Origin of the sequence: Mesorhizobium sp. M1409, from assembly GCF_040317535.1 — a bacterium.
Classification (GTDB): Bacteria; Pseudomonadota; Alphaproteobacteria; order Rhizobiales; family Rhizobiaceae; genus Mesorhizobium.
In genome coordinates this window covers 15,584-39,668 of sequence record NZ_JAMYKV010000028.1, presented here as the reverse complement: position 1 = coordinate 39,668, position 24,085 = coordinate 15,584, and the positions used below count along the sequence as shown (strand labels likewise).

At 61.5% G+C, this 24,085-nt stretch carries 24 protein-coding genes and 1 tRNA gene; 12 read left to right on the top strand and 13 right to left on the bottom strand.

Annotated features, from left to right (window positions below):
* Positions 1–3: 3 nt before the first annotated feature.
* A complete protein-coding gene (locus NKG99_RS21110; protein WP_352870561.1) occupies positions 4–1,062 on the bottom strand; it encodes a polysaccharide deacetylase family protein in 1,059 nt (352 codons plus the stop codon).
* A gap of 90 nt (positions 1,063–1,152) precedes the next feature.
* Between NKG99_RS21110 and NKG99_RS21105 the strand changes: the two genes are divergently transcribed.
* Positions 1,153–2,376 (top strand): GNAT family N-acetyltransferase, encoded by a 1,224-nt coding sequence (locus tag NKG99_RS21105; protein ID WP_352870560.1) that lies wholly within the window; start codon positions 1,153–1,155, stop codon positions 2,374–2,376.
* Between the two features lie 3 nt (positions 2,377–2,379).
* Here NKG99_RS21105 and NKG99_RS21100 read toward each other — a convergent pair whose 3' ends face one another.
* Complete coding sequence (locus NKG99_RS21100) at positions 2,380–3,093, bottom strand: GntR family transcriptional regulator (protein ID WP_352870559.1); 714 nt, start codon at positions 3,091–3,093, stop codon at positions 2,380–2,382.
* Between the two features lie 262 nt (positions 3,094–3,355).
* Between NKG99_RS21100 and NKG99_RS21095 the strand changes: the two genes are divergently transcribed.
* The 6 genes from NKG99_RS21095 (at position 3,356) to NKG99_RS21070 (ending at position 9,174) form a co-directional block, all read left to right on the top strand.
* A complete protein-coding gene (locus NKG99_RS21095) occupies positions 3,356–4,444 on the top strand; it encodes an ABC transporter ATP-binding protein (RefSeq protein ID WP_352870558.1) in 1,089 nt (362 codons plus the stop codon).
* A 33-nt stretch (positions 4,445–4,477) separates the two neighbouring features.
* The gene (locus NKG99_RS21090) at positions 4,478–5,767 is read left to right on the top strand and encodes an ABC transporter substrate-binding protein (protein WP_352870557.1); all 1,290 of its coding nucleotides are present in this window, start codon (positions 4,478–4,480) and stop codon (positions 5,765–5,767) included.
* 86 nt (positions 5,768–5,853) lie between these two features.
* Positions 5,854–6,765: an ABC transporter permease gene (locus NKG99_RS21085; protein WP_352870556.1), complete on the top strand. Its 912-nt coding sequence runs from the start codon at positions 5,854–5,856 to the stop codon at positions 6,763–6,765.
* A 1-nt stretch (position 6,766) separates the two neighbouring features.
* Positions 6,767–7,585 carry an ABC transporter permease gene (locus tag NKG99_RS21080; protein ID WP_352870555.1) on the top strand — a complete coding sequence of 273 codons (819 nt, stop codon included), beginning with the start codon at positions 6,767–6,769 and terminating at the stop codon, positions 7,583–7,585.
* Position 7,586: 1 nt separating this feature from the next.
* On the top strand, positions 7,587–8,333 hold the full coding sequence (locus NKG99_RS21075; protein WP_352870602.1) for an aspartate/glutamate racemase family protein: 747 nt from the start codon (positions 7,587–7,589) through the stop codon (positions 8,331–8,333).
* Between the two features lie 4 nt (positions 8,334–8,337).
* A complete protein-coding gene (locus NKG99_RS21070) occupies positions 8,338–9,174 on the top strand; it encodes a GNAT family N-acetyltransferase (RefSeq protein WP_352870554.1) in 837 nt (278 codons plus the stop codon).
* A 50-nt stretch (positions 9,175–9,224) separates the two neighbouring features.
* On the opposite strand, the gene NKG99_RS21065 is transcribed toward NKG99_RS21070, so the two are convergent.
* Complete coding sequence (locus tag NKG99_RS21065) at positions 9,225–11,501, bottom strand: GumC family protein (protein WP_352870553.1); 2,277 nt, start codon at positions 11,499–11,501, stop codon at positions 9,225–9,227.
* A 257-nt stretch (positions 11,502–11,758) separates the two neighbouring features.
* Here NKG99_RS21065 and NKG99_RS21060 point away from each other — a divergent pair, with 257 nt between their 5' ends.
* The 5 genes from NKG99_RS21060 (at position 11,759) to NKG99_RS21040 (ending at position 16,490) form a co-directional block, all read left to right on the top strand.
* A complete protein-coding gene (locus NKG99_RS21060) occupies positions 11,759–12,322 on the top strand; it encodes a polysaccharide biosynthesis/export family protein (protein ID WP_352870552.1) in 564 nt (187 codons plus the stop codon).
* An 8-nt stretch (positions 12,323–12,330) separates the two neighbouring features.
* Complete coding sequence (locus NKG99_RS21055) at positions 12,331–13,461, top strand: glycosyltransferase family 4 protein (RefSeq protein WP_352870551.1); 1,131 nt, start codon at positions 12,331–12,333, stop codon at positions 13,459–13,461.
* 95 nt (positions 13,462–13,556) lie between these two features.
* Positions 13,557–15,092 carry an undecaprenyl-phosphate glucose phosphotransferase gene (locus NKG99_RS21050; protein ID WP_352870550.1) on the top strand — a complete coding sequence of 512 codons (1,536 nt, stop codon included), beginning with the start codon at positions 13,557–13,559 and terminating at the stop codon, positions 15,090–15,092.
* Positions 15,089–16,357, top strand: a complete 1,269-nt coding sequence (locus NKG99_RS21045; protein ID WP_352870549.1) for an O-antigen ligase family protein — start codon at positions 15,089–15,091, stop codon at positions 16,355–16,357. The genes NKG99_RS21050 and NKG99_RS21045 overlap by 4 nt, the downstream gene beginning before the upstream one ends.
* A gap of 56 nt (positions 16,358–16,413) precedes the next feature.
* Positions 16,414–16,490: transfer RNA gene (locus NKG99_RS21040), tRNA-Pro, on the top strand.
* A 143-nt stretch (positions 16,491–16,633) separates the two neighbouring features.
* Here NKG99_RS21040 and NKG99_RS21035 read toward each other — a convergent pair.
* From NKG99_RS21035 to plsX, 10 genes are all read right to left on the bottom strand, one after another.
* On the bottom strand, positions 16,634–17,803 hold the full coding sequence (locus NKG99_RS21035; RefSeq protein WP_352870548.1) for a DGQHR domain-containing protein: 1,170 nt from the start codon (positions 17,801–17,803) through the stop codon (positions 16,634–16,636).
* Entirely contained in the window at positions 17,796–18,329 is a 534-nt protein-coding gene (locus NKG99_RS21030) for a hypothetical protein (RefSeq protein WP_352870547.1), read from the bottom strand. The genes NKG99_RS21035 and NKG99_RS21030 overlap by 8 nt, the downstream gene beginning before the upstream one ends.
* Entirely contained in the window at positions 18,326–19,285 is a 960-nt protein-coding gene (locus NKG99_RS21025; protein WP_352870546.1) for a DNA adenine methylase, read from the bottom strand. The genes NKG99_RS21030 and NKG99_RS21025 overlap by 4 nt, the downstream gene beginning before the upstream one ends.
* A 112-nt stretch (positions 19,286–19,397) precedes the next feature.
* Complete coding sequence (locus NKG99_RS21020; RefSeq protein ID WP_352870545.1) at positions 19,398–19,859, bottom strand: YbaK/EbsC family protein; 462 nt, start codon at positions 19,857–19,859, stop codon at positions 19,398–19,400.
* 164 nt (positions 19,860–20,023) lie between these two features.
* Positions 20,024–20,305, bottom strand: coding sequence for a helix-turn-helix domain-containing protein (locus NKG99_RS21015; RefSeq protein WP_352870544.1), 282 nt, complete (start codon positions 20,303–20,305; stop codon positions 20,024–20,026).
* A 237-nt stretch (positions 20,306–20,542) separates the two neighbouring features.
* Entirely contained in the window at positions 20,543–20,842 is a 300-nt protein-coding gene (locus NKG99_RS21010; protein ID WP_352870543.1) for a hypothetical protein, read from the bottom strand.
* 92 nt (positions 20,843–20,934) lie between these two features.
* Positions 20,935–21,474, bottom strand: a complete 540-nt coding sequence (locus NKG99_RS21005; RefSeq protein WP_352870542.1) for a MerR family transcriptional regulator — start codon at positions 21,472–21,474, stop codon at positions 20,935–20,937.
* 124 nt (positions 21,475–21,598) lie between these two features.
* The gene (locus NKG99_RS21000) at positions 21,599–21,922 is read right to left on the bottom strand and encodes an integration host factor subunit alpha (protein WP_023759885.1); all 324 of its coding nucleotides are present in this window, start codon (positions 21,920–21,922) and stop codon (positions 21,599–21,601) included.
* 103 nt (positions 21,923–22,025) lie between these two features.
* Positions 22,026–22,997 carry a beta-ketoacyl-ACP synthase III gene (locus tag NKG99_RS20995; protein ID WP_352870541.1) on the bottom strand — a complete coding sequence of 324 codons (972 nt, stop codon included), beginning with the start codon at positions 22,995–22,997 and terminating at the stop codon, positions 22,026–22,028.
* A gap of 9 nt (positions 22,998–23,006) precedes the next feature.
* Entirely contained in the window at positions 23,007–24,077 is a 1,071-nt protein-coding gene (gene plsX / locus NKG99_RS20990) for a phosphate acyltransferase PlsX (RefSeq protein WP_352870540.1), read from the bottom strand.
* Positions 24,078–24,085: the final 8 nt, after the last annotated feature.

Below are 24,085 nucleotides of genomic sequence, written 5' to 3'. Positions count from 1 at the left end.
CCGTCAGATGGTAACGAGCATCTTCCCTGCATTGGCGAGCGGCGTCGTCACGCCCGACAGCATGGTACGGATGTGGGCAAGGCTCTGGTAGCGGCCATTGACTGAAATGCGCGGCAAGGCATGCAGGAACCCGGCATGTTCGGCGCGCAGCACGCCGTGGCGCGTCGTTACGGCGGAGGCGTAGCCGGCGTCGCGGGCAAAGCCGACTTCCCGGCAGCCCACAGCACTTGCATAGCCATAGGGGTAGGCGAAATGGCCGGGCTTTTCGCCCAGTTCGGCCTGCAACATGCCGCGCACGGCGCCGGTCTCGTGCCGGGCATCGGTTTCGGAGAGCCGCTTCAGATTGCTGTGACTGATCGTATGGGCGCCGATCGTCACCAGCGGATGCGCGGCGATGCTGCGGATTTCGTCCCAGTTCATCAATGTCCGCAAGCGCGGACCGTCGGCGTCAACACCATTTGAGCTAGCCAGGTCGCGCAGCACCGCTTGCAGATCCTCCTCGCGGACTTCGGAGGTGAGATAGGCGTGCAGGCGTGCATTGGCTTGCAGTTTCTTCGCGGGTGTCGAGCAATCGATCGTCAGGGGACCGTTCGGCCCTGTCAGCGACAAGGTATTCCGCGCGTTGACGATGTCCTCGACCACATCCCACCACAGGTCGGCGGTGCCGTTGATCAGCCCGGGCGCGACATAGATGGTGATCGGCGCGCCGTGCTTCTCCAGCACTGGCAGCGCCTCGGTCATGTTGTCGCGATAGGCGTCGTCGGCGGTGATGGTTGCGAACTGGCCACCCTTGCCGCCTGCCTTGATGCGCTCAACGGCTTCGTCCATGGAGACAAAGACATAGCCATGCGCCTTCATGTCGGCGATCATGGCATCGAGGAAACCGGGCGCGATATTGAGATGCCGGTTGACGCTGTGCGGCTTTTCCGGCGTCGCGGTGACGCGGTGCAGCATCAGGATGGCGCCAATGCCGCCGATGAACGGCTTGGCCAGCGGTGCAAGACCGGTATAGCGGGCGACGTTCAGCGCCAGTTTCCGGATTGCCTCCCCGCCGTCGATCATTCATTCACCTTTTGCGCCTAGGCTGATCCAAGCACGGAATGCGCCTGCGCGAACCCCAAATCGCGATCAATACGCCCTAAGGATTGAGGTATGGTTGACGCTTCAGCGTCATTTGACGGCAATCGGCTTGCGGCGACCGAGGCGTCGTCGCGCGCCTTGCCACGGGAACATGCCGGCCTGTCGATTTCAGTGGTGTCCACGGACGGGCTCGCAGCCTATGCCGAGTTCTGCCGCTCGGCCCTGTTCGCACCGGCGCAGAGTGCTGCCTGGGTCTTGAACTGGGCCGCCGAGGCCGGATCGGACCTGCTCGTCACCACGCTGAGCGCCGAAGGCAGGCCGGTCTTTTCGCTGGCGCTGGAAGTCACGGCCAGCGGTCCATTCCGCGTCGCCCGCTTCATGGGAGGGCGCCACGCCAATGGCAACTTCGTCGCCGGCGATGCGGACTGGCTGGCCAGGGCGGATATCCAGGCCGTCCGATCGATGCTGGCGGCCATCGCCAGGGCACGCCCGGACATTGATCTCGTCGCACTGGAACGATTGCTGCCCGATCTCGACGGCGTCGCCAATCCCCTCGCCTCGCTTGACCATTTTGCCAGCCCCAATCTGTCGCTGGCCGTCGACCTTGCCGGCGGCTTCGATGCGCTGCTTTCTCGCGCCAGCGGCAAACGCAAGCGCAAGAAGCACCGTTCTCAGATCCGGAAGTTCGAGGCCGTCGGCAGCCATCGGCGCATCGAGGCGCGTACGGCGGACGAGGTGACCAGGCTGCTCGACGCCTTTTTCGAGATGAAGGAATTCCGCTTCCGCAAGATGGGCATCACCAACGTCTTCGGCGGCGAGCAGGTGCGCGGCTTCTTCCGCGCGCTGTTCGTGCAAGCGCTTGCCGAGGACAAACCTTCCTTCGTGCTGCACGGGCTCGAGGTTGCCGGCAAGCTGCGCGCCATCACTGGATCGAGCCGCTCGGGCAAGCGCCTGATCTGCGAGTTCGGCGCGATCGCCGAGGACGATCTCGGTCACGCCAGCCCCGGCGATTTCCTGTTCTTCGACAACATCCAGGAAGCCTGCGAGAGCGGTTTCGAGGTCTATGATTTCTCCGTCGGCGACGAGCCATACAAGCGGCTGTGGTGCGATATCGAAACCCAGCATTTCGAGGTGCTGATCCCCTTGACTATGAAGGGCCGCGTGCTGTCGCTGACGCTCAGGCAGGGCGCAGGGCTCAAGGCCTTCATCAAGAACAGCCCGACGATCTGGAAGCTGACCAAGATGCTGCGCCGCAAGGCGGTGGGACAAGCAGTGCCTGCCGAGGACGAAAGCTAGCTCTCAGAAATTGAGGGCTTCCCTCAGCGCCGGGCCGGCCCTGACGCGCAAATCCAGATCGGCCTCGATATGATCGATGTGGTGCAGCATCAGCCGGCTCGCCCGCCCGCAATCGCCGCTCTCCAGCGCGCCGACAATTTCCGTGTGTTCGCTGTGCCCACAGGCCGATATGCCAGACCGCCCGTAAAGCGCGATGACCAATGACGAGCGCGCCACCAGTTCCTCCATGAAGCGCTGCAGGATGGCATTGCCGGCGACGGCGGCGAGCAGCAAGTGGAAATCGCCCGACGCCTTGATTTCGGAACGCCGCGCGGTCGGGCCGCGCTCAGCGATGAAGCGGCCCTCCTCGTCGAGCTGCGCCTTGAATGCGGCAATGTCGGTAGCGGTGACACGGCCGCAGGCGGCGATGGCAATGCCCGGTTCGATCAGTCGGCGCGAGGCGAACAGTTGGCGCGCCTCCTCCGGCGATGGGTTGGCGACGAAGGCGCCACGATTTCGCTCGGTGCGCACCAGCCCTTCGAAGGACAGCATCTGCAGCGCCGCGCGCGCCACGGTACGGGAGACGTCGAACAGTGTGCCGACCTCACCTTCCGACAGCTTGGTGCCCGGCGCCAGCCGGCGGTCGACGATGGCGTCGCGCAACTGGTCGCGGATCGCCCGGGCACGATCCTGCGTGGCGCTGTCGGTGGCGGAATAGATCTGGTCGGCAATGTTCATGGCGGGAATTCTTTCCGTCCCCTTCTAACGCGACTCTTGACGCCTGCACGAGAGGCAAAGTGGACACGAAGGCAAAAAAGATTGCATACGATTTGGGTAGAGATCGCCGACAATCGCCCATAATTTGTGCAATGCACAAACAGCCCGCCTGATAGGCGCCGTCCAAAAATCCTGATTTTCCCGACGATTCAAGTGCTTGGCCAGTCATCTCGCGATTGGCACGCATGATGCTTTGGTTAATGCGACCAAATGGGGAAGCCTGATGTCCAAAGCCGCCGAAATCGACATTGTGTCCGTTTCGAAAGTCTATGGAACGACGACCGCCGTCGAGGGCATCAGCCTCAAGATCCCGGCCGGCACCTACTGCTGCCTGCTTGGCCCTTCCGGCTGCGGCAAAACCTCGACGCTGCGCATGATCGCCGGCCATGAGAGCATTTCCAGCGGCGATGTCCGCCTCGGCAATGTGGTGGTGACGGACTTGCCGCCGGCCAAGCGCGGCACGGCGATGATGTTCCAGTCCTATGCGCTGTTCCCGCATCTCGACCTGATCGACAATGTCGCCTTCAGCCTGAAGATGAAGGGCGTCGACAAGGAAAAGCGTCGTGCCAAGGCGCTCGACATGCTGAAGCTGATGCAGATGGAGGCCTATGCGACGCGCCGGCCCGCGCAGCTTTCCGGCGGTCAGCAGCAGCGCGTAGCACTCGCTCGCGCATTGATCACCGATCCAGAGGCGCTGTTGCTCGACGAGCCGCTTTCCGCGCTCGACCCGTTCCTGAAGATCCGCATGCGGGCCGAGCTGAAGAAGCTGCAGGCGTCACTCGGCATCACCTTCGTCCACGTCACCCACAGCCAGGAGGAGGCGATGGCGCTCGCCGACCTGATCGTGGTGATGAATGACGGCCGCATCGAACAGGCAGCGGCGCCGCGCGACGTGTTCGCGCGGCCGGCCACCGCCTTCGTCGCGCGCTTCATGGGCGACCACAATGTCATCTCCGGCCGGGTCACCGGTGAACGCGACGCCATGGTCGCCTTCGACGTTAATGGCGGCGGCTCGCTTGCCGCCAGTGGCCGGCCACAGGACGTGGGAGCGCCGATCGACATCGCCATCCGCACCGACCATGTGCGCATCGGCGAGGCGCCCTCGCCCGGCCTCGGCTTCACCGGCATCGTCTCCAACATCGAATATCGCGGCGCCACGGTGAAGCTGTCGGTCACCGGCGCCGGCATCGACGATTTCACCGTCATCATCGACGATTCCGACTTCTTCGCCAAACCCGTCGCCATTGGCGACGCCGTACCGGTCGCCTGGGATTCCGAGGATGCCATCGTCCTCGGTCGCCTGCATTCATGACGTCAACCAAGCAAAACAAGATAGGGGAATAGGATGACAAACACTACGCAAACCAAGGCGGGTATTTCGCGCCGCTCGCTGCTGAAGACGGGTGCCGCTGCCGTCGGTCTTGCCGCCGGCTCTGGTGCCATATCAGGCTTTCCGACCATTTGGGCGCAATCCAACATCACGCTGCGCCAGTTCGGCACCGGCGTGTCGAACCTCAACGCCATCGCCGACAAGTGCAAGGCCGATCTCGGCATCACGCTCGAGATGACGGCGACAGATTCCGACGCCGCTGCCCAGCGCGCCGTGACCCAGCCCGACAGTTACGACATCGCCGACATCGAATACTGGATCTGCAAGAAGGTGTTCCCGAGCGGCGTCCTGCAGCCGATGGATGTCAGCAAACTGAAGTACTATGAGGAACTGGTGCCGCTGTTCAAAACCGGCAAACTGACGCCCGACAGCGTCATCGCGCAGGGCACGGCGCCGCACACAGTCGGTTATGTCGACGCGCAGGACTCAAAGACCTTCGCCAAGGCACCGACCAACTGGTTCACCATGGTGCCCACTATCTACAACGCCGACACGCTGGGCATCCGCCCCGACCTTGTCGGCCGCGACATCACCACCTGGGCCGACATCATGGACCCGGCCTTCAAGGGCAAGACCGCGATTCTCAACATCCCCTCCATCGGCATCATGGACGCGGCGATGATCATGGAAGCCACGGGCAACATCAAATATGCCGACAAGGGCAACATGACCAAGGAGGAGATCGACAAGACGATCGACTTCCTGATCAAGGCCAAGCAGGCCGGCCAGTTCCGCGCCTTCTGGAAGTCCTTCGACGAGAGCGTCAATTTGATGGCGTCGGGCGAAGTCGTCATCCAGTCGATGTGGTCACCGGCCGTCGCCGCCGTGCGCTCCAAGGGCATCGCCTGCCGCTTCCAGCCGCTCAAGGAAGGCTACCGCTCATGGGGTGGCGGCCTCGGCCTTGCCGCCCATCTCAAGGGCGCCGAGCTCGACGCTGCCTACGAATACATCAACTGGTACACGTCGGGCTGGGTCGGCGGCTATCTCAACCGCCAAGGCTATTACTCGGCCAACATGGTCTCGGCCAAGAAGTTCATGACCGAGGACGAGTGGGGCTACTGGATCGAAGGCAAGCCGGCCAAGGGCGACATCAAGGCACCGGACGGCACGGTCATGGAGAAGGCCGGCGCGGTGCGCGACGGCGGCTCGTTCGAGGAGCGCATGGGCAAGGTCGCCTGCTGGAACTCGGTCATGGACGAGGACCGCTACATGGTGAAGCGCTGGAACGAGTTCATCGCGGCGTAAGGAACAAGCGCCCCTTCTCTACCCCTTCTCCCCTTGCGGGAGAAGGGAACGCGGCTCAGCCGCATCGCGAAAAACCGAGAGCATTAATGACAGTCGCGATCGAACGTCCCGCAATCGCCGCCGCGAAACAAGTCCGACAACGACGCTTCTTCGTCAGCGCCGTCACGCCCTACCTCCAGTCGGCGCCTCTGGCGCTGATCCTTGGTGCGTTCCTGCTCCTGCCCATCATCATGATCGTCGTCGTGTCCTTCTGGGATTACGACTTCGCCGCCATGTATCCGGATTTCCTGACCACAAACTATTCCGATGTTCTGGGCTCGTGGGTTACTTGGAAGACCTATCTCAATACCATCAAATTCGCCGCCATCGTCTGGGCGCTGACCTTGTTCATCGGCTTCTGGGTCGCCTATTTCCTCGCCTTCCACATCCGCACCACGGCCATGCAGATGGTGCTGTTCCTGGTCTGCACCGTGCCTTTCCTGACCTCCAACATCATCCGCATGATCTCGTGGATTCCCGTGCTCGGCCGCAACGGGCTGATCAACTCGACGCTGGTGCATCTGGGGCTGGTGCCGAAACCGATCGAATGGCTGCTCTATTCGGAATTCGCGGTCGTGCTCGCCATGGTGCATCTCTATACGCTGTTCATGGTGACGCCGATCTTCAACACGCTGATGCGCATCGACCGCTCGCTGGTCGAGGCCGCGCGCGACGCGGGCGCCTCCGGCTGGCAGGTGCTGTGGAACGTCATCATTCCACTGGCCAAGCCGGGCATGGCGATCGGCACCATCTTCGTCGTCACGCTCGTCATGGCCGACTTCTCCACCGTGCAGGTGATGTCGGGCGGCCAGAGCGCTTCCGTCGCGCTGATGATGAAGAACCAGATGTCGCTGCTGCAATATCCGGCCGCCGCGGCCAATGCGGTGGTGCTGCTCGTGCTGGTGCTTTTGATGGTCGCCGGCATCCTGCGCGTCGTCGACATCCGCAAGGAGCTCTGACGTGAGCCACGAAAAACGCACTGTCGGTTTCTACGTGCTGGCGGTCTTCTTCACGCTGTTCGTGCTGTTCCTCTACGGCCCGCTGTCGGCGATCCTGATCCTCTCGTTCCAGGGCGAGACCGGTGGCCTCACTTTCCCGCTCAACGGCGTGTCGCTGCACTGGTTCGCCAATCTGTTCGAGCGCCAGGCCGTCGGCGACTTCGGCGGCAGCTTCAAGCGCTCGCTGGTGCTGGGCGTCATGGTGATGATCGTCACCGTAGTGGTGTCCCTGCTGGCGGGCCTCGCCTTCCGCCAGAAATTTCGCGGCGCCACAGCGCTGTTCTACCTGGCTGTCGCCAGCCTCGTCGTGCCCTCGATCATCATTTCACTGGGCATCGGCGTGGTCTTCCAGCAGATCGGCTTTCGTCCGGCCTGGTACACGTCCGCCTTCGGCGCGCATCTGACCTGGACCTTGCCGTTCGGCGTACTGATCATGTTCGCCGTCTTCAACCGCTTCTCGCCGGCCTATGAGGAGGCCGCACGCGACCTCGGCGCCACCTCCTGGCAGACCTTCGCCCATGTCGTGCTGCCGATGATCGCGCCGAGCCTGATCGGCGTTGGCCTGTTCGGCTTCACGCTGTCCTACGACGAGTTCGCGCGTACGCTGATGACCTCAGGCACCTTCAACACGCTGCCGCTCGAGATCTACGGCATGACCACCAATGTCACGACGCCTGTCCTCTACGCGCTGGGCACGGTGACCACGGTGTTTTCGTTCCTGGTGATCCTGGCAACGTTGGGCGCCATCCTCTATGTCGGCCGCCGCCGGGCGAGCGCGTGACGTGCAGATACTGGTGGTAAACCCAAACACGACGGCGAGCATGACCGAGACCATCGCGGCCGCCGCACGCGCCGTCGCCGGCGCCTGGACGGAAGTGGTTGCCGTCACCTCGTCCATGGGACCGGTATCGATCGAAGGCTATTATGACGAGGCACTGGCCGTGCCGGGCCTGCTGATGGAGATCGCCGCCGGCGAGCGTGCCGGCGCGCAGGCGGCCATCATCGCCTGTTTCGACGACACCGGCCTTGATGCGGCACGCGCCATGGCCGGTATCCCCGTTATCGGCATCTGCGAGGCGGCGCTTTCCATCGCTGCTTTCATTGCCCAGCGCTTCACCGTGGTGACAACCACCGAACGCTCGCTTGTACCTGTCGAGGGGCTGGTGCATCGCTACGGCATGGCGGGACGCGTCCGCGTGCGCGCCGCGGACATCCCCGTGCTTGCGCTGGAGGACCCGGCATCCGGCGCGGTCGGAAAACTGCGCGACGAAATCGCCCGAGCGATCGGAGAGGATCGCGCCGAGGCCATTGTGCTCGGCTGCGCCGGTATGGCCGACCTTGCACACCGGCTGCAAGCGGAGTTCCAACTGCCGGTTATCGACGGCGTCGGTGCAGCACTCAAGCAGGCCGAGGCGCTGATCTCGCTCGGCCTGTCGACATCGAAGCGCGGCGCCTATGCAAGCCCGCTGGCCAAGCCCTATCGTGGTGTGCTGAAATCCTTCTCACCCGGAATAGCCGCCGCGGAGTGAGTGCATGAAGCCGACCATCCGGACGCTTTCGCTGCAGGAGCTGGCTGTTCTCGTCGACTGGGCGGCCGCGGAAGGCTGGAATCCTGGCCTTGAAGACGCGGCGATGTTCCAGGCCGCGGACCCTGAAGGCTTCATCGGCGCCTTTGTAGGCAACGAAATGGTCGCGGCAATCTCGGCGGTGGCCTATGGAAGCGAGTTCGGCTTCATCGGCCTCTACATCTGCCGGCCGGACATGCGCGGCAAAGGCTACGCAAAGGCGGTGTGGAACGCCGGAATGACGAGACTTGCCGGCCGCACAATCGGCCTCGACGGCGTCGCCGAGCAGCAGGCGAATTACCGGCGCAAGGGCTTCAGCCCGGCCTACGAGACCATCCGCTATAGCGGCCGCAAGGCAGGCCCATCGGGCAGAGCCAACGGACTGAGGACGGTGAAGACTGAGCTCGTGCCCGACATCATCGCCTATGACGCGCATTGCTTTCCCGCGCCCCGACGTGCCTTTCTGCAGCGCTGGCTGCGGCCGCCACATCACGGGCTGGCGGCGATCAGTTCACGCGGCATCAACGGCTATGGCGTGGCGCGCCGGTGTCGATCCGGCTTCAAGATCGGCCCGCTGTTTGCCGACGACATGGAAATCGCTCTGCGATTGCTGGACGGACTGGCTGGTGCCTGCGAGGGCGGCGACCTGAGCGTCGACGTTCCAGCCACCAAACTGGACTTCATTGCAGCGCTTGATGCGGCCGGCTTTGCGCCGACCTTCACCACCACCCGCATGTACAAGGGCCCAGCCCCGAAGCTTGGGCCGCAGCGGTTGTTCGGCGTAACGACCCTGGAACTGGGATAGAAATCAGACGGGTCTCTGAACAGGTCTCCGCCAAACGATCCAAGGCTCGCTCAGGCGGCGGCGGTGCGCCGTCCCGGCACCGGATTGCCGGGCGGTTCGTGGCCGAGCGGCGTCACCAGCGTCACGTCGGGATAGCCGCTTTCGATCAGCCTGACCGCGGCCTTTGTTACTTCGTCGTCCGGCTCCAGCATGGAGAGAAAGACCTCGGTGGCATCGCCGGTCAGACGGCTGATGCCCTGCGCGTCGGCTGGTCCGCACTCGACCACGACCAGATCATAGGCGGTTGTCAGCGACTGCATGATGATCGGCAGCCGGTCGGCGGCTCGCATGGCGCGGACCGGATCGGCGGTGCCGACGGGAATGACGTGACAGTCCGAGTAGAGATCGGCGTGGATGACGTCGCTGAACTGCGCTTCCGAAGCGAGCAGGTTGGTGATGCCGGGGAAAAGCCCACTGTCCAGCATCGGCCGTGAGGCCGCCCCCGACGCGGTGAGGTCCAGCAATAGGACGCGCAGGCCGGCGTCGGCGACCTCGCGTGCCACCAGGACCGCGGATGCGGCGGCCTCGTCGCCCTCTGGCGACACGAATATGGCGCGCGCGGCACCGCTGGCGATCAGCTTTTCGGCAGCCTTCTCGACGTCGATCTCGCCCAGCGTCGAACGCACCGGTTCGGGCTCGACAGCCGTCTGCTCGGCTGCCGCTGCCTCGGCCATTGCGACCATATCGGGCGCTTCGGCCCCATAGGGCATCGCGGCCGTGTAGGGCTCGGCCTCCGCTGCAGCCGGACGTTCCGCCATCTCCTGGCGAGCGACGGGATCCTGGCGGACTGAAGGCTCATGGCGGACAACCGGCATTGCGACCCTATCAGGCGCCTGCGCCACATGGGGCATCGCGACCTCATCGATCCGCTCGAAGCGGGAACCGGTCGCCGGACGCATCGCACGGCCGGAAAACAGCTCCTGCAGAAGCGTCACAATGACCATGATCAGCAGCGATGCGGCGAAAGCGGCGCCAACGATCGGCCCGACCTTCGGGAAATAAGCCTCGGAGGGAACCGAAGCCTTCGAGGCGATCCGCGCGTCGACCGGCAGATAATTGCGATCCTGGCGCGAAGCCGCTTCGCGGTAGTTGGTCAGATACAACTCGAGTTGCTGCCGTTTGGCGGTGGCGTCGCGCTGCAGCGCATCGAGATCGACCTGCTGTTCCCCGGCCTGCGCCGACGCGGCCTTCAATGTGTTGACGTCGGCAACAAGCTGATTCTCGCGGGCCTTTGCCGTCTCGGCCTGCATCAACAGGCCCTTCATGACCTTTTGCGCCTCGCCGCGGATCTGCGCATCGAGATCGGCCAGTTGCGATTTCAGCGCGCGGATGCGTGGATGATTGCCAAGCAATGTCGTCGACAGATCGGCGATGTTGGTGCGCAGTTCGACCTGGCGCTCGCGCAGGCGCTGGATCAGGTCCGATGACAAAACCTCCGGCACGGCGTCCAGCGAACCGCCATTCTGCAGCGCCCTGCGCACACCGTCAGCGGTCGCTTCGGCCGCGGCGCGGTTGGCGCGCACTTTCGACAGTTCGCTCGACAGTTCCGAGAGCTGCTGGGTGGCCAGCACCGAATTGTTACCACCCATCAGAAGATCGGATTGTGAGCGGTAGGCAGCGACCTTGGCCTCGGCATCCTTGACCTGCTTCGACAGGTCGGCGATCTCCGGCGCCAGAAAATCGGCGGCGGCATTGTTCGATTCGAGCTTGGCGGCCCCTTGCCCCGCTATATAGGCGGCGGCAATGGCATCTGGTATGGCGGCCGCGAGCCTTGGATCTTCCGATGAGAACTCAATGGCGATGATGCGGGTCTTTTCGACGCCATAGACGTTGAGCTTCTCGTGCATTTTCTTGAGGACGCGCTCTTCCGCCGGAATCTCCATTGGATCGCTTTTCAAGCCGACGAGGACCAAAGCGCGGCTCAACGGCGACATATAGAGCGCGTCGTCGAACTCGGGCAATTTTGCCAGGCCAAGCTTTTGCGCGACCTGCTTGAGGATTTCGTTGGAGGAAATTATCTGGACCTGGGTGGCGACGCCCTGTTCGTCGAGAATAGGCTTGTCGGTATCATTGTTGTTGCTGGCCGGCCGCGTATACACGGATTCACGCGGAGCGATTTCCACCTGCGTCTCGGCCTTGTAGTGCCGGGTTGCCAGCGAGGCAAAGGCGAAAGCCGCGCCGGTCACCAACAGCGCGACGACGAGAATGCGCAGCCAACTCCTCGCCAGGCTGCCGAAGAGCTGGCTGAGATCGACGTCGACATCTGCGGCCGCGGACTGAACGGACATGCATCCCTACTCCGATACTGGGTCAGCACGCACCGTAAACAACTATGGTAACTCAGCCGTTAAGATCGCGGTAAGTTTCCATTAGGGTTTACTGGCGGGCGATAAACAAAACCGCCAGAAATCGTAAAACTCTTGCCGATGCGCCGTCCGTCGGCCGCCCCCTTTACCGGCCATTAACCCTAACAGGATGATAACGGACCTCGATCCCTAGAGTTGCTGCGACGTTGCGGCGACCAGTCGAAGGTACCTATCCGGTCATGAAAAGCACTGCTTCCCTCTTTCGTGCGCTGCTTGCCGTATCGATGCTCGCCGGCTGTTCCAGCTACCGGCCGACGCCGGCAGCTTTCCATGAGGTGCTCGATCAGCCCTATCGTCTTGGCGCCGGCGACCGCGTCCGCGTCACCGTGTTCGAGCAGGATGGCCTGACCAACACCTACAGCGTCGACCAATCCGGCTACCTCTCCTTCCCGCTTGTCGGCGCCATACCGGCGCGCGGCCACACCGCACAGCAGATGGAAAAGCAAATCGCCGACAAATTGCGGCAAGGCTATCTGCGCGATCCAGACGTTTCGGTCGAGATCGACCGCTATCGGCCGATCTTCGTCATGGGCGAAGTGGGTGCGGCCGGCCAATATTCCTATGTTCCCGGCCTGACGGTGCAGAAGGCCATCGCCATTGCCGGTGGTTTCTCGCCGCGTGCCAATCAGGAAAGCGTCGACATCACCCGCGACATCAACGGCAAGGTGATGACCGGCCGCGTGGTCACCTCGGACCCGCTGCTGCCCGGCGATACCGTCTACGTCCGCGAACGCCTGTTCTGACGAACCACGTGGCGGACACACTCAGGATCGTCCACTGCTTTCGCTCACCCGTCGGGGGAATATTCCGGCATGTGCGCGACCTGACCGAGGCGCAGGTCGCCGCCGGGCATTCCGTCGGCATCGTTTGCGATTCGACGACGGGCGGCGCGTTCGAGGAGCGTCTGTTCGAGCAGATGAAGGACATGCTGGCGCTCGGCATCCACCGCACGCCGATGCAGCGCCATGTCGGCCCGGGCGACCTTGCCTCGGCCTGGCGCACTTACAGGATCATCAAGGAATTGCGGCCGGACGTATTGCACGGGCACGGCGCCAAGGGTGGCGCCTATGCCCGTCTGTTCGGCTCATTGTTGCGGGTATCAAGGTCTCGCGTAGCCCGCCTTTATTCGCCGCATGGCGGCTCTCTCCACTATGACGAGAACACGACCACCGGAAAGCTGTTCTTCGCGCTCGAGCGCTTCATGGCTCGCTTCACCGACTGCCTGCTGTTTGTCTCCGACTATGAACGGCAAACCTACCGCAGGAAGGTCGGCGAACCGCCCATTCCCAACACCCTGGTCTATAACGGCCTGCGCGCCACCGAATTCGAGCCGGTGATCGCCGAGACGGACGCAGCCGATCTGCTCTATATCGGCATGATGCGCGACCTGAAGGGGCCGGACATCTTCATCGATGCACTGGCGCTGGCCGGCCCCCAGTTCGGCCGCGCGCTGACCGCGGTCATGGTCGGCGACGGCGACGACCTGCCGCGTTACCACGTGCGAGTGAAACGCCTCGGGCTCGAGCGCCATGTCCGCTTCCTGCCGCCGATGCCGGCCAGGGAGGCCTTTGCACTGGCGGCGCTCGTCATCGTTCCCTCGCGCGCCGAAGCCATGCCCTATATCGTCCTGGAAACGCTAGCCGCGGGAAAGCCGATGATCGCCACCGCGGTCGGTGGCATTCCGGAGATATTCGGCACCGGTTCCCCTGCCCTGATCCGGCCCGACCCGGTCGAGCTTGCCGACAAGATGAGCCAGGCGCTGACCGACCCAGTTGCCTATAGCGACCTGATGCCCGATGGCGCCGACCTCAAGGCGCGCTTCGGCGCCGATGTGATGGCCGCCAACATCGAGAAGGCCTACTTCGCCGCGCTAGACAGATAGCCGCAAGGTCAAGCCGTTTCAAAGCCACGGGTTGTTTCAAGGGTTTCTTAGCTCTCTTTTGCTATTCACCGAAGGGAAGCTTGCGGAAAGCCCCCATGAACGAGATCGACCCAGCGCGCCGCTTTTCAGCAGAGGCGGTGCGTAAATTCGACGGCCCGGCCGATGGCGACATGCCAAGCGGCATGAACGATGTCGCCCGCCAGGTCGCCACGCAGTACAGGCGCGATACCATGTCGCCGATCATGGTCAGCGGCGTCCTGCGCATGGTCGAATTCGGCTTGCTGCTGCTGTCCGGGCTCGCCGTCTATTTCCATTATGTCGGGTTCTTCAACTATCTCGCCTGGCAGTATCCGCTGACGATCGCCGCCGCGTCGTTCCTTGCCGTGGTGCTGCTCGACGTCACCGACTGTTACCAGATCGTCGCCCTGATGCGGCCCATCGCCAATTTCGGCCGCGTGCTGCTGGCCTGGGCTGGTGCCTTCGCGCTGATGGCGTTGACCGCGTTCGCCATGAAGATGTCGCAGGACTATTCGCGCCTTCTGTTCGGCACCTGGTTCGTCATCGGTTTCGTTCTCATCTTCGGCCTCAGGCTGGTGATGTCGAAGCTGATCCGGCGCTGGGCGCGCGATGGCCGCATGGAGCGGCGCGCCGTCATCGTCGGCGGCGGCAAGGCGGCGGAAATCCTCATCCGCTCCGTCGAAAAGCAGCCGTACAACGACATCCGCATCTGCGGCATCTTCGACGATCGCGGCGACAAGCGCTCGCCGCCCATCGTCGCCGGCTATCCCAAGCTCGGCACCATTTCGGAACTGATCGAGTTCGCACGCATCGCCCGCATCGACATGCTGATCGTGTCGCTGCCGCTGACGGCCGAATCGCGTGTGTTGCAGTTACTGAAAAAACTGTGGGTGCTGCCGGTCGACATCCGGCTGTCGGCGCATTCCAACGCACTGCAGTTTCGCCCGCGCGCCTATTCCTACATCGGCTCGGTGCCGATGCTCGATATCTTCGACAAGCCGATCAACGACTGGGATTCGGTCGCCAAGCGCGCCTTCGACATCGTCTTCAGCCTCATCGGCATCGTCGTGTTCTCGCCGGTGATGCTGGCGACCGCCATCGCCATCAAGCTCGACAGCAAGGGGCCGGTGCTGTTCCATCAGAAGCGGCACGGCTTCAACAACGAGACCATCGAGGTCTACAAGTTCCGTTCGATGTATACGGACAAGGCCGACCCGACCGCCAAGCAGACGGTGACCAAGAACGACCCGCGCGTCACCCGCGTCGGCCGCTTCATCCGCAAGACCTCGATCGACGAGCTGCCGCAGTTCTTCAACTCGCTGCTGGGTTCGCTGTCGCTGGTCGGCCCGCGCCCGCATGCCATCGCCGCGCAGTCACACAACCTGCTCTACAACGAGGTGGTCGACGGCTATTTCGCACGCCACAAGGTCAAGCCCGGCGTCACCGGCTGGGCGCAGATCAATGGCTGGCGCGGCGAGATGGACACCAACGAGAAGATCCGCATGCGGACGGAGTACGACCTCTACTACATCGAGAACTGGTCGCTGCTGTTCGACTTGCGCATCCTGTTCCTGACGCCGATCCGGCTGCTCAACACGGAAAACGCCTATTGAGCGCGATCAGCCATGATTTGCCGCGCGCGGCGGTCAACGCCAAGCTGATCGCGCTGATTTCCTCATGCGCGGTCTTCCTCGGCATTCTGCTGTCCGGCTTCGTCATCAGCGAGCCGGCGCCCTATGAACTCTACATGGCCGGGCTGATCGCCATCTGGGCGCTTTTCGGCTTGAGGATTTCCCGCGCGGCCACGCCACTTCTGGTGCTGCTGGTGACGATGAACATCGGCGGCATGATCTCCATGACGCAGATGGCGGACCTCGCCAATACGCCGCTCTATCTCGCCGTATCGCTGTTTCTCGCCTTCAGCGCGGTGTTCTTCGCATCGATCACCGCTGTGCGGCCGAGCCTCTACCGATTGATCTTCATTGCCTACGTGGCTTCTGCCGTGGCGACCTCGCTGCTTGGCATTGCAGGCTATTTCCACGCCTTTCCGGGCGCGGAGATGTTCACCAAATACGACCGTGCCGCTGGCGCCTTCCAGGACCCGAACGTGTTCGGCCCGTTCCTGGTGCTGCCCGGCATCTATCTGCTCTACCTGCTCCTGACCGGGCCTGTCTCGCGCATGCCGCTGCTGGCGGTGCCGCTGCTGATCATCACCGCCGGCATCTTCTTCTCCTTCTCGCGCGGCGCCTGGGGCATGTTCGCCGTCTCGGCTGTCCTGCTCACCGGCTGCCTGTTCCTGCAGAGCGCCAGCGGCATGTTCCGGCTACGCGTGGTGGTGATGACGATCGCCGCGCTGGCGCTGCTGGTCGTCGCCATGATCGTCATCCTGCAGCTGCCCGGCGTGTCGGAGATGTTCTCCAACCGTGCCCATCTCGAGCAGAGCTACGACACCGCCCGCCTGGGACGCTTCGCCCGCTACGCTATCGGCTTCCAGATGGCGATGGAGCATCCGTTCGGCATCGGCCCGCTGGTGTTCGGCACGATATTCGGCGAAGACACCCACGACATCTGGCTGAAGATGCTGATGGACTATGGCTGGCTCGGCTTCGTGTCGTTCCTCGCGCTCGTCGCCTGGACGATAGCAGCCGGCTTCCGCATCCTGCTCCGCGACCGGCCGTGGCAGCCCTATCTGTTGTGCGCCTATGTCGCCTTCATCGGCAATGTCGGGCTCGGCACCTTCATCGACATCGACCACTGGCGCCACGTCTACCTGCTGCTCGGACTGATCTGGGGCGCGATTGCACTGGAGTATAGGCACCAGCGGCTGTTGCGGCCTGCCTCGCAGCGCTCATCCGCACCCGCAATCGCAGTGGGATAAAAGTCGCCGAATTCGGTTGACCCGAGCGGGGTTATCACGATACATCGCGACCGGTCCGGAGTGTAGCGCAGCCCGGTAGCGCACTTGACTGGGGGTCAAGGGGTCGTCGGTTCGAATCCGGCCACTCCGACCATTTCAAAGCAAAGCCTTACCCCCGAGGGCTTTATACTTTCTGCCTGCTAATTTCGAATTGGGTAGCGCCAATGGCAACGGCTCTTGTTACCAGCGTGACCGGCCGAGCGTATGGATAAGACGCGCGGCTAGGAAGGCGGACCTTTAATACAGATTCATGTGCTCGAGGAAGAATGCGCGCAGCTGGCTTTCTCCGCTCGAGCCGGGTTTAAAATTGTCGGTATTGAAATAGTCCCAATCCACAGGAACCATGTTGAAATACCGCCCAAATGCGCTCGATGGCGCAAACTGGCCAGGCGCGGTGATTTGGCGATAAATCTTTCCGAATATGGAGGCCAAGGCTCTATATCCGTTCGTCCGAGGCAATATGTTTCCAACACCCAAGGCGCCCCACGCAAGCGGCCAGCGCTCCTGTACGGCGAGGAAATATTGCTCGTAGATTTTCCCGATTGAAATATCGTTGTCGTCCAAAAAAAGGTTGCGAAATACCAACCTATCCAATTCCTTAGCACTGGGACGCTGCAGTTTCTGATTCCGCAGAAGGGCATCCCGATCAACTTTCGGGTCGTCGCTGATATAGCGAAGGAGCCCATCAACGAACGTGGCTTGGGTTATCGTTTCTGTCCCAACACGGCCTTCCGTTGCGACCCCCAAGCGTTTAATTCGATCTTTGAAGGGACTGCCGTCAGTTCGATCTAGCGCCACGGCGACGTTGTGGCATGTTTTGTACGGGCTCCTAGCCTTTGCCAAGTCAAACAAATCAATTGCAAGACTGCGATTGACCTTTGTTTGTTCCAAGTTCACCGTGGCAAAAACATAGGCTTGGTCCGCGATGTCGCTTCCGATAAAAATCGAAGCGATCACGTCGAAATTCTTCTGCTTAGAAGTCTCAAGGCCAGCGATACGATGCTGACCGTCAATAACTCGACATAAATTTGAAAAGATCGTACTCGGCTTAGTATCACCCCTCCTCGTATTGGAAAAAACGATCTCCGACGTTTTTTCGTCGTACCAAGCAAAGTCGCTTGCTACAGATATTATGATTGACGAGGGGAAAGTCGCATCCAAGAAATTTACGTACTCGTTGAGTTCCTGAACCCGCCTCTCGTTCAGCGGCCTTTGAATACCCAAGTATTTTTCGACGTCGCGCTCGGACTGCAGACGGCGCCTGACATCAAAATAGGTCATCCTTTGGATGGAAGCTTGGTCGATGCTCGCAACGTATATGTCACCAATCGGCTGTCGGACGCACACTGCCTTGAACCGCTTTTCCAACACCTTGGTATCGACATGAGCGTCCAAGCCTTCAACCATGAGTTTTACCAAATTGTTTGACAAAATCCTCAGTGTCGAGCCGCATAACGCCGGCCGCACCTGATTCAAGAGAGTTGCGGATTAGCGTAACAGAGAGCCAGATGGCAATCGAACATAGCGTAACCACCAAGGACATATACCAAAGAATATCTTTGGATATTATTGCAAAACTGAAAGGAACCGCCTGTCTTCCGATGATGCAAGCTGATATTAAACATATGGCGAATGTTGTGATAGATAGTAGGTTTCTCCATGGGAACGATCGACTGAACCCGTCATCCCTTTTGTCATACTCTCTAGTTATCAAGTAGAATAGAGGACCAATTGTTACCGCCGATATAAGCAATGCCTCTCCGGAATAGAGATACGATCCGAGTTGGACAAAAATACTTTTTCCTTCGAGCATTTTTAACATTGTGGTTAGCCATACAGGCATTAGCGCGAATACGGCGAGGAAGCCAAGCTCTGAGAATGCATCCTTTGAGTGTAGCGCGGCAAACTTAACCCACGATGGAATGCCCATCATGCTACTCCCATGGCGTCAAAAGAGGTCATCAGCAACTCGCTTGTGCTTACGCGCCCTTTGTTCGAACCCGAAATGACGCTCGCTCGGTGAATTGGCAGCGATTCCATGACCCCTTCGTACAACGATCTAATAGAAGGATGATCGGCGTTCGTGAGGGCGACATAAACACCTCGATGTATCGCGCGTTGGATGGCACTTTTCAGCCTTAGCTGATCATCCCACGAAAAGATTTTTTCATTGTACTTCACGAACCCGTTGGTGTTGTGTGCAACGGTGTAGGGCGGATCCACAAAAAGAAAATCACCATTGTCAGCTCGATCGACAGTTTCCTCGAAATCACAGCATCGAATGCTCGCACCGCTTAAGAGCGAGCTTGCTAATTCGAAATTGTCATTTTCGAATATGATCTGTGATTTTGTCCCGATTGGGACATTGAACCGCCCGGCGAGATTTTCTCTATAGAGCCCATTCCAACAAGCGCGATTCAGATACAAGAATCGCGATGCATTTAAAATCGGATCGCTCTCATTGTGATCTCGTTGAAAGTAATAGTAGTCTTTCGAGTGTTTTTGCTGGTGGCGCTGAAGCGCGGCCCATACTCCACTCCAGTCTGACTGTATGGCGCGATAGACTTCAATTAGCCGAGAATTGAGGTCTGATAAGATCGCGTTGGCTGGGCAATGGCTAAAATAAATTGCCCCCCCACCGAGGAAGGGCTCAAGGTACCGACCAGGGTAGTTTGGAATGTTAAATAGCGGGTGGTCCGCAAGCCATCGCTTACCGCCCGCCCACTTCAAAAATGGTTTTGACTTCGCCAGATCCCCCATGGCGAGACCATTATCTTGTGATCTTCGACAGTCAAGCGTTTCTACAGTTACATTCAGATGATCTGGGCGCGAGTGCAGCTTTTTTATTTCAAGCGTGCCGATCGAGAGAGCGCCTGAATATTTGACCACCGGTCAAAGGGGTCGCCGACCCCAATCCAGCCACTCGGACAAGAACAGGGAATCTCGGATCGCGACGAGATTAAATCGCGCCGCCTACCGTCGAACCTATGCAGTCTCCCTGCTACCCCTGACAGACATCCACCCACTCAGCGCCGGTAATCTCTACCAAGCGCTGCGGTACAATCCGCACGGCGGCGTTGGTGGCGCCTGCCGCCGGCACCACCTCTTCGAACTCCCGCAGCGATACATCGCAATAGACCGGCAGCGGCGCCGGGAGGCCGAACGGGCAGACGCCGCCGACCGGGTGGCTCGTCGCCTCGACAACTTCCGCGGCGTCGAGCATGCGCGGCTTGCCGCCGAACTGGTCCTTGAATTTGCGGTTGTCCAGCCTGGCGATGCCGCTGGTCACCACCAGCATGGTGCGGTCGCCGACGCGCAGGCAGATCGTTTTGGCGATCTGTGCCGGCAGGACGCCATGCGCCTCAGCCGCCAGGGTCACCGTCGCCGAGCTCGCTTCGGTGACGATGACATCGATGCCAGGTGCGTGAGCGGCGAAGAAGGCACGAACGGATTCCAGGCTCATCGTCAAAACCCATGGTTCAAAACTTGATGGACGGCATCGCGTATAAACACGCGCGACACACAAATCGGCAAGCCCCAGGCCGAGGCAGGGAGACGGCGGCACCCGACAAAAACAAACCCGCCAAGGATGCCTTGGCGGGTTGTCGGGCATGCCTGAGGGCTGATCTATGTCAGGGGTCGACCTTGCGCCGGCGTCGGCACGGCCGGGGTGATCAGGGCCTCCTGCGGAAGTCGAAGCGCGGACACAATACGACGCAGCTTCGACGGATCGGTCACCCTGCCGTTCTCGATATCCTCAATCTCGTCGACCGCCAGACCGCATGTCAGGGAAAGCTTTTCCACGCTGTAGCCGCGGGTCTCCCGCATCGCTCTGAGGGTGCTGTGGTCAGGCCCGTTCCCGTTGGCTGCCGGTTCGGAGAGGGCTTCGCTTTTTGCATTATGGGGCATTGGCAACTCCATGACTGAAAGAGTTTGATCAAATGTGGAGTGCTGCCTGAGACGATCGGGAACATGCCCGCTCGCCGGCGATTTGCCAAGAGCCAAACCGACCGTCACGGGATCGTGAACCAGGCGCCTGTGAGGCCGTCTCACGCAGATCGGCTCCATCAAGTTCTTTTGAACACCCGAGCACCTTTTTGCTCAGTGGTTTCGTCAGGGATGCATCCGAATGACCGGGCCTACGCCTCAGCGCCGGCTGAACAGCAGGCTGGCAACGAGACCGATCACCACAAGGCCGACCGCGGCCGCCGCCGGATGGTCGCGGGCCGACTTCTCGATCACCCTGCCCTGTTTGCGGATCGCCGGCATGGCATCGCGCAGACGCCCCGCAAGATCGGAATAGGTATCGAGCGCGGCATCGCGACCATCTTCGTAGTAATCGCCGCCTCGCCTGGCCACGGCCTTCTTCAGGCTGGCCAATTCCCTGGTGAGAGCCGCGACCTGCCTGTCGAGATCGATGTCCGAGAGGGTCGAAAATGATGCCATGATGTGTTTCCTTCACGTGCAGAAGGAAAGGTAACGCCTTACCGGAAGACGGGTTCCGGTTTTTGAAATATCGATGTCGCTTCGGGCAGCGGTCAGCGCACCTGGTCGAGCAGACGCTTGCATTCCAGGAGGTCGAACAGCGCCTCCTGGAGCAGCGCACGATTGTCGCGCGAGAGTTTCGACGCGTCCGGCTGCACCGGACCGTCCTCGTCGCTCTTGCCCAAGCCGAAAAAGCGGCGACTGGGTTTGACGCGCGGCTGGCCAACCAGTTCGTCGTCCATGCCGCGCGGCTGGGCCGCGGGCGTCAACGGCACTTGATCGGCCTGCTTTCGCTGCGAGATCGCCTCGACGGCGGCCATGTCACCATTGCCGATGGCGACCAGGAAATGATTTCCGTTCTCGCGCAACAGCTTCTGCACGCCCTTGATGGTGTAGCCCTGGTCGTAGAGCATGTGGCGGATGCCCTTGATCAGCTCGACATCCTGCGGCCTGTAGTAACGACGGCCGCCGCCGCGCTTCATCGGCTTGATCTGGGTGAAACGCGTTTCCCAGAAGCGCAGCACATGCTGCGGCAAATCGAGATCTTCAGCGACCTCGCTGATGGTACGAAAGGCGTCCGGGCTCTTGTCCATGGGCGAATCCTCACGCTGGACGATGATCCGGCTTACCCTGCCGAATCGGGTCTTATTTCAGCGGTTTATGAAGCAATATTCAAGCCCGACGTCATGGCGGCGGCGGTTTTCAACCGCGCAATGGTCACTTGCCGCTTTTGGCCTTGCCGCTTTGGTGGGAGCGCAAGATACGGTTCTTCAGGACATTCGACGACTTGAAGGTCATCACCCGGCGCGGCAGGATCGGCACTTCTTCACCGGTCTTGGGGTTGCGGCCGATGCGCTCGTTCTTGGAGCGGACGTGGAATGTCGCGAAGGACGACAGCTTCACCGTTTCGCCACGGACGATCGCTTCGCAGATTTCGTCCAGCACCGCTTCGACGAGTTCGGCCGATTCAGTGCGCGACAGGCCGACCTTCCGGTAAACCGCCTCGGCAAGGTCGGCGCGCGTAAGTGTCTTTCCCCCCATCCGACCGTCCCATCAGCTCAAAACATAAAATTCGGCACAACAACGGCAGAGCCTAAGTAATTGATCCGGCAAGGTCAAGGACCGAAACCGGACCGTTTGGCACTTACCAGCGAATCAGGACCGCGCCCCAGGTGAAGCCGCCACCCATGGCCTCCAGAAGCACGAGATCGCCCTTCTTGATGCGGCCGTCGGCGACGGCCACCGAAAGTGCCAACGGCACGGAAGCCGCCGAGGTGTTACCGTGTAAATCGACCGTAACCACCACCTTTTGCTCAGCTATCCCGAGTTTCTTGGCGGAAGCGTCAATAATTCGTTTATTGGCCTGGTGCGGCACGAACCAGTCGAGATCATCGGCTGATATGCCGGCTTGCGAGAACGTCGCTTCGATGACATCGGTGATCATGCCCACCGCATGCTTGAAGACTTCGCGGCCCTCCATTCGGAGGTGGCCGACGGTGCCCGTGGTCGATGGCCCGCCGTCGACGAAAAGCTTGTCCTTGTGCGCTCCGTCGGAGCGCAGGCTGGCCGCCAGGACGCCACGGTCGGCGATCGTGCCAGTCCCCTCGCCGGCTTCCATGACCACGGCACCGGCGCCATCGCCAAACAGCACGCAGGTCGAGCGGTCGCTCCAGTCGAGGATGCGCGAGAATGTTTCCGAGCCGATGACCAGGACGCGCTTGGCCAGGCCGCCGCGGATGTAGAGGTCGGCCGTGGCCACGGCGTAGACGAAGCCCGAGCAGACCGCCTGCAGGTCGAAGGCAAACCCGTGATGCATGCCGAGCCGGTTCTGGATCTCGACGGCGGTGGCCGGGAATGTGTTGTTGGGCGTGGAGGTCGCCAGCACGATCAGATCGAGGTCGGCGGGCGTGAGACCCGCATCGGCAAGTGCTGCGCGCGCCGCCGCCTCACCGAGCGAAGCCGTCGTCTCGTCATCCCCGGCGATATGGCGCTGGCGAATACCGGTGCGCTGGGCGATCCACTCGTCGGAGGTCTCGACCATGCCTTCAAAATCGGCATTCTTCATGATTCGGCGGGGCAGCGCGGCGCCTGTGCCGCGCACGACTGATCTGATCAAAGTTCTTTCCTATTCCTTTGCGTCGGTAACGACGTCGGATTTCCTGTTTGCCTGGGCATGCGGGTTGCGCGCATGGAACAGGTCGAGGTCGGCCTCGATGCGGTCGAGCAGATTGTTGCGCACCATATCATAACCAAGCTCGATCGCCGCGGCGAAGCCGTCCGAATCGGCACCTCCATGGCTTTTCACCACGATGCCGTTCAGTCCCAGGAAGACGCCGCCATTGGAGCGGCCGACATCCATCTTTTCGCGCAGGCGATCGAAGGCGCCCTTGGCGAAGATGTAGCCGATCCTGGCCATCAGCGTCCGGCTCATCGCCGCGCGCAGATAGCCACCGATCTGGCGCACCGTGCCTTCCGCCGTCTTCAGCGCGATGTTGCCGGCAAAGCCCTCGGTGACGACAACGTCGACCACGCCCTTGCCGATGTCGTCGCCTTCGACGAAACCGTGATAGTTCATCGAGGCCATGTTGGCTTCGCGCAGCATGCGCCCGGCCTCCTTGACCTCTTCCTGGCCCTTGATCTCCTCGACTCCGACATTGAGCAGGCCGACGCTCGGCCTGGCGACGCCGAAGACCGAGCGCGCCATGCCGGTGCCCAGAATGGCAAAGTCGATCAGTTGGTGCGCATCGGCGCCGATCGTGGCGCCAACGTCCAGCACCACGCTTTCGCCGCGCAATGTCGGCCACAGCGCCGCGATCGCCGGGCGATCGATGGTGGCCATGGTGCGCAGGCAGAATTTCGACATCGCCATCAGCGCGCCGGTGTTGCCGGCGGAAATGCAGGCGTCCGCCGTGCCGGCCTTGACCGCTTCCACCGCCTTCCACATCGACGACTTCCAGCGGCCATGGCGCAGCGCCTGGCTCGGCTTGTCGTCCATCCTGACCGCTACCTCGCAATGGAAGAACTCGCTGATCTCGGCGAGCTTCGGAAATTTGGCGAGTTCCGGGCGCACGACCTCCTCACGGCCGTAGATGACGAAGCGGATGTCGGGACGGCGGGTCGCGACCGTCATGAGCGCCGGAATGACCACGGCTGGTCCGTGATCGCCGCCCATGGCATCGATGGAAATCCTGATCACGCGGTATT

What these genes read in the sequence shown, in the direction of transcription:
- NKG99_RS21090 (WP_352870557.1), top strand. Translation starts at nt 4,478, where the DNA reads ATGACAAACACTACGCAAACCAAGGCGGGTATTTCGCGCCGCTCGCTG.
- NKG99_RS21010 (WP_352870543.1), bottom strand. Translation starts at nt 20,842, where the DNA reads ATGGCATCATTTTCGACCCTCTCGGACATCGATCTCGACAGGCAGGTC.
- NKG99_RS21105 (WP_352870560.1), top strand. Translation starts at nt 1,153, where the DNA reads ATGGTTGACGCTTCAGCGTCATTTGACGGCAATCGGCTTGCGGCGACC.
- NKG99_RS21035 (WP_352870548.1), bottom strand. Translation starts at nt 17,803, where the DNA reads ATGGTTGAAGGCTTGGACGCTCATGTCGATACCAAGGTGTTGGAAAAG.
- NKG99_RS21070 (WP_352870554.1), top strand. Translation starts at nt 8,338, where the DNA reads ATGAAGCCGACCATCCGGACGCTTTCGCTGCAGGAGCTGGCTGTTCTC.
- NKG99_RS21020 (WP_352870545.1), bottom strand. Translation starts at nt 19,859, where the DNA reads ATGAGCCTGGAATCCGTTCGTGCCTTCTTCGCCGCTCACGCACCTGGC.
- NKG99_RS21050 (WP_352870550.1), top strand. Translation starts at nt 13,557, where the DNA reads ATGAACGAGATCGACCCAGCGCGCCGCTTTTCAGCAGAGGCGGTGCGT.
- NKG99_RS21030 (WP_352870547.1), bottom strand. Translation starts at nt 18,329, where the DNA reads ATGATGGGCATTCCATCGTGGGTTAAGTTTGCCGCGCTACACTCAAAG.
- NKG99_RS21000 (WP_023759885.1), bottom strand. Translation starts at nt 21,922, where the DNA reads ATGGGGGGAAAGACACTTACGCGCGCCGACCTTGCCGAGGCGGTTTAC.
- NKG99_RS21095 (WP_352870558.1), top strand. Translation starts at nt 3,356, where the DNA reads ATGTCCAAAGCCGCCGAAATCGACATTGTGTCCGTTTCGAAAGTCTAT.
- NKG99_RS21065 (WP_352870553.1), bottom strand. Translation starts at nt 11,501, where the DNA reads ATGTCCGTTCAGTCCGCGGCCGCAGATGTCGACGTCGATCTCAGCCAG.
- NKG99_RS21110 (WP_352870561.1), bottom strand. Translation starts at nt 1,062, where the DNA reads ATGATCGACGGCGGGGAGGCAATCCGGAAACTGGCGCTGAACGTCGCC.
- NKG99_RS21085 (WP_352870556.1), top strand. Translation starts at nt 5,854, where the DNA reads ATGACAGTCGCGATCGAACGTCCCGCAATCGCCGCCGCGAAACAAGTC.
- NKG99_RS21015 (WP_352870544.1), bottom strand. Translation starts at nt 20,305, where the DNA reads ATGCCCCATAATGCAAAAAGCGAAGCCCTCTCCGAACCGGCAGCCAAC.
- NKG99_RS21100 (WP_352870559.1), bottom strand. Translation starts at nt 3,093, where the DNA reads ATGAACATTGCCGACCAGATCTATTCCGCCACCGACAGCGCCACGCAG.
- NKG99_RS21005 (WP_352870542.1), bottom strand. Translation starts at nt 21,474, where the DNA reads ATGGACAAGAGCCCGGACGCCTTTCGTACCATCAGCGAGGTCGCTGAA.
- NKG99_RS21060 (WP_352870552.1), top strand. Translation starts at nt 11,759, where the DNA reads ATGAAAAGCACTGCTTCCCTCTTTCGTGCGCTGCTTGCCGTATCGATG.